Source organism: Virgibacillus carmonensis (assembly GCF_057836705.1).
This window is the reverse complement of record NZ_JBYQFJ010000351.1, coordinates 1-546: the sequence shown is the minus strand read 5'-3', so window position 1 is coordinate 546 and position 546 is coordinate 1. Positions and strand designations below refer to the sequence as shown.

Genomic DNA, 546 nt, shown 5'->3' with positions numbered 1-546 from the left:
ACCGGTTGAAGGATAATCCGTTTGCTGCGTCTCGGAAGTAATTATTCCGTCTTTCACATAAACCTTCCAGCTGCATGATCACGTACAGTTAACACCATGTGTGGAGCGGACAATTTTGTCATGCTGCCATCGTTTCCGGTAAATATCCTCTGAATCCCTTGGACGCGGACTTTCCTCTGTCCAGCCTTTATTAATTCGCTCACCATATTTTAAATGTTTCAAGGTCTGAAACAACTTATTATCTTTTTTTCCCATTCAAACCACCCCCGTCAGCGAATTTCTGAATCGGATTAAAACGTTCTCCCATAATCCGGAAATTTCCCATTCCTTCCTCTAATTCTTCTAGAAAAACTGTTAGGCTAGGAGCATTTGCAGCTACTAGGATTAAGCGCTCTAACGTATCTAAATCATTCATTTCATAAACTGCTTCAATTAATCCTGCAGGAATATGGCCAAACCGCATCCTGAGTATCGCAATTAAATCTTCCCGATCCTGAACTAGATTCGCATTATCTTCAAATAAAAACAAACTGTTCTCCACCTTTC

The 546-nt window shown here is 40.7% G+C and carries 1 protein-coding gene and 1 pseudogene; both read right to left on the bottom strand.

What is annotated here, in order from left to right:
* Positions 1-255 (bottom strand): annotated as a pseudogene (locus AC3G7N_RS22295) (hypothetical protein); the annotation flags it as partial.
* Positions 239-546, bottom strand: a 308-nt coding sequence (locus tag AC3G7N_RS22290; RefSeq protein WP_489424292.1) for a hypothetical protein, incomplete at its 5' end; no start/stop codon positions are given. The pseudogene AC3G7N_RS22295 and the gene AC3G7N_RS22290, both read right to left, overlap by 17 nt.